This window comes from Marinifilum fragile JCM 15579, from assembly GCF_001310955.1.
In the GTDB taxonomy this organism is placed as follows: domain Bacteria; phylum Bacteroidota; class Bacteroidia; order Bacteroidales; family Marinifilaceae; genus Marinifilum; species Marinifilum fragile.
This window is the reverse complement of the sequence record NZ_BAZX01000037.1, coordinates 24,748-34,417: the sequence shown is the minus strand read 5'-3', so window position 1 is coordinate 34,417 and position 9,670 is coordinate 24,748. Positions and strand designations below refer to the sequence as shown.

General features: G+C 35.7%; 14 protein-coding genes. 11 read left to right on the top strand and 3 right to left on the bottom strand.

Annotated elements, in window-relative coordinates; all coding sequences use genetic code 11:
• The 4 genes from JCM15579_RS20990 to JCM15579_RS18060 all read left to right on the top strand — a co-directional run.
• Nucleotides 1-227, top strand: a 227-nt coding sequence (locus tag JCM15579_RS20990) for a hypothetical protein (protein ID WP_218186228.1), incomplete at its 5' end; no start/stop codon positions are given.
• Nucleotides 228-1,112: 885 nt separating this feature from the next.
• Nucleotides 1,113-1,523, top strand: a complete 411-nt coding sequence (locus tag JCM15579_RS18070; RefSeq protein ID WP_054722400.1) for a hypothetical protein — start codon at nt 1,113-1,115, stop codon at nt 1,521-1,523.
• On the top strand, nt 1,472-1,810 hold the full coding sequence (locus JCM15579_RS18065; protein WP_157471547.1) for a hypothetical protein: 339 nt from the start codon (nt 1,472-1,474) through the stop codon (nt 1,808-1,810). The genes JCM15579_RS18070 and JCM15579_RS18065 overlap by 52 nt, the downstream gene beginning before the upstream one ends.
• 37 nt (nt 1,811-1,847) lie before the next feature.
• Nucleotides 1,848-2,234: a hypothetical protein gene (locus tag JCM15579_RS18060; RefSeq protein ID WP_157471546.1), complete on the top strand. Its 387-nt coding sequence runs from the start codon at nt 1,848-1,850 to the stop codon at nt 2,232-2,234.
• 565 nt (nt 2,235-2,799) lie between these two features.
• Here JCM15579_RS18060 and JCM15579_RS18050 read toward each other — a convergent pair.
• Complete coding sequence (locus JCM15579_RS18050) at nt 2,800-3,258, bottom strand: hypothetical protein (protein WP_054722392.1); 459 nt, start codon at nt 3,256-3,258, stop codon at nt 2,800-2,802.
• Between the two features lie 315 nt (nt 3,259-3,573).
• On the opposite strand from JCM15579_RS18050, the gene JCM15579_RS18045 reads away from it, so the two are divergent.
• The 6 genes from JCM15579_RS18045 (at nt 3,574) to JCM15579_RS18020 (ending at nt 6,883) form a co-directional block, all read left to right on the top strand.
• Nucleotides 3,574-3,873, top strand: coding sequence for an ArsR/SmtB family transcription factor (locus JCM15579_RS18045; protein ID WP_054722389.1), 300 nt, complete (start codon nt 3,574-3,576; stop codon nt 3,871-3,873).
• 11 nt (nt 3,874-3,884) lie between these two features.
• Complete coding sequence (locus JCM15579_RS18040; RefSeq protein WP_054722387.1) at nt 3,885-4,121, top strand: thioredoxin family protein; 237 nt, start codon at nt 3,885-3,887, stop codon at nt 4,119-4,121.
• A 71-nt stretch (nt 4,122-4,192) separates the two neighbouring features.
• Nucleotides 4,193-4,660, top strand: coding sequence for a nitrophenyl compound nitroreductase subunit ArsF family protein (locus JCM15579_RS18035; protein WP_054722386.1), 468 nt, complete (start codon nt 4,193-4,195; stop codon nt 4,658-4,660).
• A gap of 7 nt (nt 4,661-4,667) precedes the next feature.
• Nucleotides 4,668-5,372: an aromatic aminobenezylarsenical efflux permease ArsG family transporter gene (locus JCM15579_RS18030; RefSeq protein ID WP_054722384.1), complete on the top strand. Its 705-nt coding sequence runs from the start codon at nt 4,668-4,670 to the stop codon at nt 5,370-5,372.
• 23 nt (nt 5,373-5,395) lie between these two features.
• Entirely contained in the window at nt 5,396-6,433 is a 1,038-nt protein-coding gene (locus tag JCM15579_RS18025; RefSeq protein ID WP_054722381.1) for a permease, read from the top strand.
• Between the two features lie 24 nt (nt 6,434-6,457).
• A complete protein-coding gene (locus JCM15579_RS18020) occupies nt 6,458-6,883 on the top strand; it encodes a thiol-disulfide oxidoreductase DCC family protein (protein ID WP_054722379.1) in 426 nt (141 codons plus the stop codon).
• A 416-nt stretch (nt 6,884-7,299) separates the two neighbouring features.
• Here the strand turns inward: JCM15579_RS18020 and JCM15579_RS18015 are convergent, their stop codons facing one another.
• Nucleotides 7,300-8,394, bottom strand: coding sequence for a 6-phosphofructokinase (locus JCM15579_RS18015; RefSeq protein WP_054722377.1), 1,095 nt, complete (start codon nt 8,392-8,394; stop codon nt 7,300-7,302).
• Nucleotides 8,395-8,687: 293 nt separating this feature from the next.
• Here JCM15579_RS18015 and JCM15579_RS18010 point away from each other — a divergent pair, with 293 nt between their 5' ends.
• Complete coding sequence (locus JCM15579_RS18010) at nt 8,688-9,161, top strand: O-acetyl-ADP-ribose deacetylase (RefSeq protein WP_054722375.1); 474 nt, start codon at nt 8,688-8,690, stop codon at nt 9,159-9,161.
• Between the two features lie 19 nt (nt 9,162-9,180).
• Here JCM15579_RS18010 and JCM15579_RS18005 read toward each other — a convergent pair whose 3' ends face one another.
• Nucleotides 9,181-9,615: a rhodanese-like domain-containing protein gene (locus JCM15579_RS18005; RefSeq protein WP_054722373.1), complete on the bottom strand. Its 435-nt coding sequence runs from the start codon at nt 9,613-9,615 to the stop codon at nt 9,181-9,183.
• Nucleotides 9,616-9,670 lie beyond the last annotated feature (55 nt).

Here is a 9,670-nt window from a genome sequence, read left to right as displayed (position 1 = left end):
TATTTTTCTCAAAGAATTCGCATAACTCTAATAGCAGAATAGAAATTTTACTAGTGATAAATGATTTTCTTTTCTTCTGTAGGAGTTTTAATGTAAAGAGAGGAATCAATTTTATTGAGATTATAATGCTTAGTATTAAAAACATTGTACTCACAATCACATTAATCCAAAACGAATTCCAATCAAAATTGCAAAAGAAAGATTCTATCATTATTGTAGTTGTTTAACTTGTTGCCAACTTTTAAATAAAGTACATCAATACACTTTACAACACCATATCAGAGGTATAAAATGCACTACTTTGTTTTTCGCCACTGAAAATACAAAACAATAATCCCTCAACAAAGCAAAGCAATAAATATTTTACACTGCATTATAGATTAACGAAACAAAGGATAATGTTGTCTGAAATATGCAAGCAATAAAGAGTAAGCTTAAAGAAATAGGCAGGCATTTACAAGAAACAGCCTCTCAGCTTCGAGAAGTTGGCTTCCCGCGCCAAGAAATAGACTCCCAACTCTAAGAAATAGAGTTCACGGCTCATGCGGTTGACTTTCGGCCTCAAGAAATTGACTTCGAGTTTTAATCTATAGACTTCCACCTTCAAGAAATATAACCTCAGCTTCAAGAAATGTCATTCCAGTGTAAATCTTTAGACTTTCAACTTCGAGAAATGGATTTTCCATCTCAATCATTAGGGCTTAAGCATCGAGAAATGGTCTCTCAACTAAGAGAAGTGGCTTCTCTGTTTCGAGAAATACACCTTACGATTCAATCTGTAAACATATAGTTTTAATCGATAGGATTTACATTCCAATAAACACACTTTCATTCACAAAACATTCTAATCAGAAAACAGGAATCCACCCCTTGTATTTTGACCACTTACTATTATTATACAAACAGAAAATTAGATTTACACACCACGTAAACACATACAAATTACTAGCTTTCTGAACATGAACAATTCTCAACCAACAATAACAATTGTGAACACAATACTCTTATGATTATTTTTCAATAATTTTTACGGTTAATTAAAAAATTATTTTTAATTTCGAATCACCCACTTAACTAACCAATCATAACAAAACTATTTTAACTCAAAAAAAATGGACAAATCAATTGCAGCAAGAAGCAATGCTTTCCAGCAAGTGCAAATCAATTTAAGCAACAATCAAGCAAAGTTTGCTCACATCCCGGCAATGGGAAAAATGTTCACTAGCCTTACTAGCCTAATTGGTGAAACCAACGAACTAATCGACAAAGCTGAAAACATTCCAAGTAAAACTTCGGGTAACAAAAACTTGGTTCGTTCTGCTTTAAGCTCTGTAGCTTTAAAAGCAAGCAATATCCTTAAGGTCTATTCTTTTATCAGTAAAGAAGAAAACCTGAGCAATTTTGTAGATAGCATTAACAATTCCTTCCTTACGAAGTTGAGAGAAAAGGAACTTTTAAGTTTTGCAAAAACTTGCTCGAAAGAATTACACCTCTTAAAACCGAACTTGCCGATTATGGCTTAAATGAAGAGATGATTACTGAACTGAGCACTAAGATTACCGACTACGAAAAGGTGTTAACCGAACCTCGCCAACTGATTAACGAGCGCAAAACTACCAACGAATTAATCGAAGATAATATCGATCAGATTCAGAGCTTAATCAGTAATCAAATCGACCCGATGATGGAACTTTTTATGGATGACAAGGAATTCTACCTATCTTACAAATCAGCCAGAATGATTGTTGATCCTGCTACTCGCAAAAAGATCGAGGAAATCGAAAACCCAGAAGAACAAACCGAAGAATAAATTAAATAATAGTGGATTAATAATCTAACAACTACCAATGAAAACGTTTAAAACAATATTATTAATGATGCTATTCGCATCAATAACGCTAAGCTCTTGTAGCGATGACGATATGGATCTTACCGGTAATTTAATTATTAAACAGCAAGGAGAATATTACTCTGGAGGGACTTATGAAATCTACACCGAAGCGGCTGCATTAACCGAAAGATCAAATTCTACCGAGTTTTACCCTAAACCTTTGCGTGAAGGAGATATATATTTAAATCACGAAATTTCTATTACAGATTTAAATCACGGAACATACTATATCGAATTCTTAACAAAAGACAGCTACTATGGTGAAAGCATGTCATTCCAGATATCCGGAGGCAAAACCTCCAGAATATCTATTAGCTCGTTTGGCATCAAACTAGAAGAATAAACTACAAACAATTTTTCTCGTATATTTTAGTTGGAACACCTGCACTATCGAAAGATTGTGTGGGTGTTTTTTACGATTCTAAAATCTTAAAACATTGAACACACAACAAAAATTCTTTGTAAGCCTATCAATATTAGGATTAGTTTTTAGCAGCATGCTAAGAATTACATTTAACGCAACACCCGATTTTGAATTTGTAGATTTCTGGTTAAAAGCAATACCTCTTCCCTTCTTTGATTATGCAGGCAGCTCAAACGAAACTCACCTTACAACAACATTTGTAGGCTACATCTTTTACTTTTTAACAGGTATACTATTGCTTAAATTTACCAAAGGAGACAGGCTGCTATTTCCTTTACTTTGTGGGTTCATGTTGCTTACAACATGCGCAATTTACATTGAGTATTCATCCATAATTCAGGACATAAATTCAAATTATCAGGGACAACACATGCGCATCGGACCATTTTTATTTCTATGGGCTTATCTGATAATAACAAAATACCCAAAGCGCTTGGAACACAGGAAATATTCTCTTTGAAAATAGTTTTTATGACAAGTCACATCAAGAACTCAACAACAATTTTCTATTCTTTTTAATTCCTACAAGCAAGTACAATATTACCCCCAAAAGAAAGGCTGCCACATGGGCTATTGAGGTAATAAGCGGAAAGATCAATCCAAAATAAACATCTGCCAGCATCACTACTGTTATTGAAGCCAGGATCATCCATTTTGTTTTCATCAACATAGACAATCTATGTCTGAATAACACAAGCACCAACACCCCCGCAAGGGCATTCCAAACAATAGAAATTCCTTGAGCCTTTAATACAAACCAGAACAATGATTGAATTAGAAATGCAATGGTAAAAACAATTGCCCAGCCTTTCGAAATTGACTTCATAGCTGAAAGAAAAAAAGGCATCATGGCTACAGCCAGCAAGGCATAATTGAGAACAGAAAGCTTAACATCTCCACCATAGGTAAGTCCGTTAAAAAGGGTAGTAATGATATCATCCATACAAATTGAGTTTATTGTTTTGATTTATTTTACTCAGATAAATAGGTTTAGCGAGAACCAATTTAATGAAAATACAAAACAATAATCCATTATACGTTCAATTTATTGCACTCCACTAATAAATATACTTGAAAAAAGAGAGACCTATCAATCAGGCAAAGATGTGAACCAGTCAAGTATCCAAAAAACGTCTAAACATCACTGGGTATTTTTCATCACCAACTAAAAACTGAACATTTATTTGGAGAAATAAAAAAAAAGTCCACAACTTCGTTTCGTATTTTTACGAAATGCGAAACATCTAAGATAGAATACATGGAAGAAACAAAATTGTATACACAAGAGGAACAGCAAATGGCAAGGTTTGCCAAAGCATTGTCGCACCCGGTTAGGGTATACATATGCGATCTGCTTTCAAAGCAAAGCTGCTGTTACAGCGGCGACTTGGCCGAAGAGGTTCCCATTGCCCGATCAACCCTGTCGCAACATTTAAAAGAATTAAAAAACTCAGGCTTAATTCAGGGAGAGATCAATCCTCCTAAAATTAAATACTGCTTAAATAAAGAGAATTGGGCACTTGCCCGAAAATTGTTTAATGAATTTTTCAAATCATAAAAAACACTATCATGGATATTAAAGTATTAGGACCAGGTTGTAAGAAATGTGGAACATTGGCAGAAGCTGCAAACAAAGCTGTTGAAGAATTAGCTATCGATGCTAAAGTTGAGAAAATCGACGATATGGTTAAAATCCTATCGTATGGTGTAATGTCAACCCCTGCTTTGGTGATCAACGAAAAAGTTGTTGTTAGCGGTAAAGTTCCTTCGGTATCAGAAATCAAGGAATTAATCCAAAAAGCCTAAAAAACTCTATAGCTGTTGGCATTTTGTCGACAGCTTTTAACCCAATACATGAACACTAAAACACAAACAAAATGAAGAAAACAATAACATTAGGCATACTGGCTTTAGGTTTAAGTTTTGGCGCTTGCCAATCGAACACGAAAAAAGAAACTGCAAAAGCTGAGCAAGAAACAGCATGCAAAGGTGACTGTACAAAATGTGATAAATCAGCAGAGCACAAAGTGGCAGAAAACAAAGCTGAAGCCGGGGTATATTATTTTCATGGCGACAGAAAATGTAAAACTTGTAAGGTCGTAGGTGCAAAAGCCAAGGAAGTGGCAGCAAGCTTAAATGCAAATTTCTTTGATATCAATTTCGACCAGGAAGAAAACAAAGACTTGGCTAAAACTTTCCAGGCAAGTAGTTCTGGTTTATACATTAAAAGTGCCAAAACAGGAGAAATTCAGGATTTAACCACATTTGCGTTCCGTAATGCCATTAACGATACTCCTGCATACATCGAAAAACTGGAAACTGTAATCAAAGCCGAGCTACAATAAGATTATAATGGAATATTTAGATCAATTATTATCGCAAAGTAGCTTTCCAATATTATCGGCATTTTTACTGGGAATCATGACAGCGATTAGCCCTTGCCCTTTGGCAACAAACATCACTGCTACAGCCTATATCAGCAAAAACCTTAGCGATAAAAAGAGAATCTTTTTAAACGGATTGGTTTACACACTTGGAAGAGCAATAAGCTACACTGCCTTAGGAGTAATTCTGTTTTTCGGTGCAAGTAAATTCGATATTTCGAGCTTTTTTAACAGCTATGGCGAAAGACTATTGGGACCATTGCTAATCATTATCGGAGTCTTTATGCTCGATATTATTTCCATTAATTTTCCAGGTGTTAGTTCGCTTACCGATAAGTTGAATGGGGAGAAAATGAGAGGGAAATATTGGGGGGCCTTGTTAATGGGAATGATTTTCGCTCTGGCTTTTTGCCCTTACAGTGGCGTGTTGTATTTCGGGATGTTAATTCCACTTACAGTTTCGCAGGCTGATGGTTTATTTTTGCCAATTGTTTTCGCCATTGCTACCGGTTTACCTGTTATTATTATAGCCTATTTGTTGGCATTTACCCTATCGGGTGTTGGTAATTTTTACAACAAAATTAAAAGTTTCGAGTACTGGTTCAGAAAAGTAGCAGCCGTAATTTTTATTGCGGCAGGACTGTATTTTACATACATTTTTTTCATCCAATAATCGATATCAGTTTTTAGAATATCATGATCAAATCTATTCAAATCACCAATAGAAAACAGCTCTTATTGGTTTTGCTATCATTGCCAATTTGGTACATTCTCTATGTAAACCTTCAAAACATTTCCGATTTTTTTATCGATACTGTTTTTGGAATGAAAGCAGGAACTCACCTTACCGAAACCATTCGTTTCTTTATTTTCGAAGTTCCTAAAGTTCTGCTACTGCTTGTGCTAATCATTTTTGGAGTTGGAATCGTTCGTAGCTATTTCTCACCTGAGAAAACCAGAAAAGCTTTGGCTGGCAAGTCAACTTTTTTAGGAAACGTAATGGCGGCCTTGCTAGGAGTTGTTACGCCATTCTGTTCATGTTCCGCCATTCCTTTGTTCTTAGGGTTTGTTGAAGCTGGTGTACCACTGGGAGTAACTTTCAGTTTCCTGATTGCAGCACCAATGGTAAACGAAATTGCCCTAATCATGCTGGTGGGATTGTTTGGTTGGCAAACTGCAATCATTTATACCCTTACCGGATTATTAATTGCAATATTTTCTGGTTGGTTAATTGGAGTTTTAAAATTGGAGAAATACGTGCAAGATTGGGTTTTCGAAGTTAAAACCGGTCAAACTGATCAAGATGCAACCAAAATTCCATTCTCGGATAGAATTAAATCGGGTATCGATTCTGTAAAAGAAATTGTTGGCAAAATTTGGTTGTACATTGTAATTGGAGTAGCCATTGGAGCTGGCGCTCATGGATATGTACCAGAAGATTTCATGGCCAGTCTAATGGGTAAATCGGCTTGGTATTCGGTTCCTTTGTCAATTGTTATTGGTATTCCAATGTACTCAAATGCTGCAGGTATTATTCCCATTGTCAGTGTTTTAATCGAGAAAGGTGCATCACTGGGAACGGCACTGGCATTTATGATGTCGGTAATTGGCTTATCATTGCCTGAGGTAATTATCCTGAAAAAAGTGCTTAAAATGCCTTTGATTCTTGCATTTGTGGGAATTGTAGCTGCAGGTATTCTTTGCGTTGGATTTATTTTTAACTTTATCTACTAGGGTAAAGTATGAGATAAAAACAAAATGCACAGTCATTCAAAAAATATTAGTAATTCAAACCCTATCGTACTATTCGATGGGGTTTGTAATTTTTGCAATACCACAGTTCGTTTTGTACTTGCTTACAATCGGGCAGAAAACATTCATTTCTCTCCACTTCAATCCGATTTTGCCAAACAATTGCTTGCTCAACACAAACTATCTTTCGATGATATGAATACCGTTGTTTTCATCGAAGACAACAAGGCTTTCACCAAAAGCTCTGCAGCTTTTCAAATTAGCAAGCATTTGATTTATCCATGGAAAACACTTTACTACTTCAAATACCTACCTAATGCCATTACCGATTGGTTTTACAATCTGATTGCCAGAAACAGGTACTCCTGGTTTGGCAAAAAGAATCAATGCATGGTTCCCAAACCTGAATGGAGGAAAAGGTTTCATGAATAAAGCTTTAAAAGTTATAAGCTATGTATTTAGGCTATTTGAAAATAATTATTTCCTCTTACTTTTCCATTGATGAAAAGTAACAAAAATCTACGGCGAAGCAACTCTACGACCCATAACGGTTCAAAAGCGAATAGAAATAGATAGTTTCGTTCGTTCCTCACTCAACAGCATTTCTATTTTTTCGTTTTCTTCACCTATGGGGCCCCGCTTGCGTTGCAGATGCCGACCCCTGCAACATTTTAAAGAAAAAAATTAGAAAGACAAACATACTAACAATCATATTGCATCATTAGTAAAAAGCCAATATTCCATTACTTTAAATCTGCAGTAATCATATCTTTCATAAAAATCAGCATCTAAAAACAAAAAAGCCGGAATCCTTGCGAACTCCGGCTTGTAATATCTTTTGACTTAAATTAGTCTCCAAATGCAATACCAACACCTTTTGCAGTAGCAACAAGGTTTGATTTTGGATCAACCAGGTTTTGCTGACCAATAGCCTCTGGAAGAGGAACAGCAACAACCTCTGGATGACGGTAAGCAACCATATGACCAAACTTACCTTCCAATACCATTTCGAATGCCTTAACACCAAACTGAGTTGCCAATACACGGTCGTAAGCTACTGGAATACCACCTCTTTGTAGGTGACCCAAAACCGTAGTACGGATATCTGCTTCTACACCTGCTTCTTTCAATTCAGCAGCCAAACGATCAGCAGCACCACTTAACTTCAAGTTAGGGTTTCCAACTTCAGTACTTACCTCAGCTAAAGCCGATCCACCTTTAGGCATAGCACCTTCAGCAACTACGATAATACCGAATCCTTTACCTTTCAAGAAACGAGTATCTAATTTCTCTTTTACTTTCTTAATATCGTAAGGAATTTCAGGAATCAAACATGCTTCAGCTCCACCTGCAATAGCAGCACTCAATGCAATCCAACCTGCATCACGTCCCATAGCTTCCAAAATGAAAACACGATTGTGAGAAGCAGCAGTTGTTTTCAACTTATCAACAGCTTCGGTACAAATTTGAACAGCAGTTTGGTAACCGAAAGTAAAATCGGTAGCCGAAAGGTCATTATCGATAGTTTTAGGTACACCAATAATGTTTAATCCTTTTTCGTAAAGAGCTTGTGAAATTTTCTGAGAACCATCACCTCCAATGCTAATTACAGCATCGATTCCCAAGTATTGTAATTTGCGAATCATTTCATCAGAACGGTCAGCAGATCCCCAAGAACCATCTTTGTTTTTTACTGGCCAAGCAAAAGGACCACCTTTTGTAGTTGTTCCGATAATTGTACCACCTTGATAGTGAATACCTTTAACCGCAGCATCATCTAATATCTTAATTTCAGTCGGTTCCTTTAAAATTCCGTCGAACGACTGAATACTTCCCACAACTTCCCAATCTTTTTCTTGAGCTGCACGTTTCACAACGGCGCGAATTACAGCATTCAAACCAGGGCAATCACCACCTCCGGTCGCAACTAATACTCTTTTCATAATTGTCAATTTAATATTTCAATCAATTTGCTTGGCTAGCGCGGCTAAAATAAAAATATTTTTCCAAACCGAAACAAACAATTTCACTGTCAGTGAATTGCAATCGATTTCGGAATTGTTTTTTATAATGAATTTGAATTATTAATTTTAAAAAACACAAGATTGATATTTAGTATAAATTAAATATCTGTGTAAAGAGTGAAATGAAATAATCATTTGGCTCTGAGGTGAAAGATCACCATACAATTTAGGATAATTCCGAAGGATAGAAAAGTAAAATTAAACTAGCAGTCATGAAAATTGAAATTTTTAAGGGAGATATTACCAAATTGAAAACCGATGCCATTGTAAATGCAGCCAACAGGACTTTGCTTGGTGGCGGTGGAGTTGATGGAGCAATACACAGAGCAGCTGGTCCAGAATTATTGGAAGAATGTCGCACACTTAATGGATGTTCAACTGGTGAAGCTAAAATTACAAATGCTTATAAACTACCCTGCAAAAAGGTTATACATACCGTTGGTCCTGTTTGGAGTGGTGGCAAATATAACGAAGATCAATTGCTGAAAAGCTGCTATAAAGAGAGCATAAAACTTGCAGAGAAGTACAAATTACAAAGCATTGCTTTCCCAAATATCAGCACAGGTGTTTATCGTTATCCTAAGGAGGAAGCTGCCGAGATTGCCATTAAAACTGTTCGAAAACAATTGGAAAAATGCAAGCATTTAAAAGAGGTAGTATTTTGCGTATTTGATGATGAAACTTAAAGTTATACAATGAATTGCTTTAAATGGAAATGCTTTCTTCTACAGTTTCTCTATGATTCCAGCGTTTGTATTTACCCCAGTTTAGCATTTTAGTATAACCTTTCTCTTCCAAAAAAATAATTACATTTTGTGTTTTAATAGTTAAATCACAATACAATATCAATGCCTTATCTTTAGGTATTTGGTGGTACCATTTTTCCACATCATAATGTGGAAAACTCTTGGCATCAGGAATGTGTCCCATTAGGAAGTATTCCTCTTCCCTTACATCTAAAATCCAAATATCATCTTGCTTTTCTTTTGTAAGCTTTAGCAGAATATCAGGATTCAGAAATTTTTTCAAACTTTCTCCTTCGGAAGATACATATGCATAGTAATTTGGTACATGTATAAAATACCAATACACACCAAATCCAACAGCAATAGCCGAAACAATAAGTAAAATCCAATTCATAGGTAGTAAATCAATAAGGGAAAAATAGTCTGTTCTAAGCTAATTTGCAAAAAAA

Bases quoted from the DNA above. Each gene is read 5' to 3' on its own strand.
- JCM15579_RS18010 (WP_054722375.1), top strand. From the start codon at position 8,688: ATGAAAATTGAAATTTTTAAGGGAGATATTACCAAATTGAAAACCGAT.
- JCM15579_RS18060 (WP_157471546.1), top strand. From the start codon at position 1,848: ATGAAAACGTTTAAAACAATATTATTAATGATGCTATTCGCATCAATA.
- JCM15579_RS18045 (WP_054722389.1), top strand. From the start codon at position 3,574: ATGGAAGAAACAAAATTGTATACACAAGAGGAACAGCAAATGGCAAGG.
- JCM15579_RS18040 (WP_054722387.1), top strand. From the start codon at position 3,885: ATGGATATTAAAGTATTAGGACCAGGTTGTAAGAAATGTGGAACATTG.
- JCM15579_RS18015 (WP_054722377.1), bottom strand. From the start codon at position 8,394: ATGAAAAGAGTATTAGTTGCGACCGGAGGTGGTGATTGCCCTGGTTTG.
- JCM15579_RS18025 (WP_054722381.1), top strand. From the start codon at position 5,396: ATGATCAAATCTATTCAAATCACCAATAGAAAACAGCTCTTATTGGTT.
- JCM15579_RS18030 (WP_054722384.1), top strand. From the start codon at position 4,668: ATGGAATATTTAGATCAATTATTATCGCAAAGTAGCTTTCCAATATTA.
- JCM15579_RS18020 (WP_054722379.1), top strand. From the start codon at position 6,458: ATGCACAGTCATTCAAAAAATATTAGTAATTCAAACCCTATCGTACTA.
- JCM15579_RS18035 (WP_054722386.1), top strand. From the start codon at position 4,193: ATGAAGAAAACAATAACATTAGGCATACTGGCTTTAGGTTTAAGTTTT.
- JCM15579_RS18070 (WP_054722400.1), top strand. From the start codon at position 1,113: ATGGACAAATCAATTGCAGCAAGAAGCAATGCTTTCCAGCAAGTGCAA.
- JCM15579_RS18050 (WP_054722392.1), bottom strand. From the start codon at position 3,258: ATGGATGATATCATTACTACCCTTTTTAACGGACTTACCTATGGTGGA.
- JCM15579_RS18005 (WP_054722373.1), bottom strand. From the start codon at position 9,615: ATGAATTGGATTTTACTTATTGTTTCGGCTATTGCTGTTGGATTTGGT.